Here is a 233-nt window from a genome sequence, read left to right on the forward strand (position 1 = left end):
GGACAAGGGGAATTTTTGCTATTTCCCTCTTATGTGGCAGATTGGGGGGAAGCACCGGATGTATCAATTTTTTACGGTCGCAGTGAAGAACTGGAAACTGTTAAGCGATGGGTGATACAGGACAACTGTCGCCTAGTGACCTTGCTGGGAATGGGTGGAATTGGTAAAACGACTCTATCGGTTAAGCTGGCACAAGAAATTATTGGGAGTAGAGGGGACAAGGGGACAAGGGG

At 48.1% G+C, this 233-nt stretch carries 1 protein-coding gene; it reads left to right on the top strand.

Annotation, left to right across the window (positions count from 1 at the left end):
* Positions 1 to 233, top strand: a 233-nt coding sequence (locus tag ACM0OS_RS29110) for an NB-ARC domain-containing protein (protein WP_414546641.1), incomplete at both ends; no start/stop codon positions are given.

The organism is Nostoc sp. CCY0012 (assembly GCF_963920855.1).
Taxonomy (GTDB): Bacteria; Cyanobacteriota; Cyanobacteriia; order Cyanobacteriales; family Nostocaceae; genus Cyanocohniella.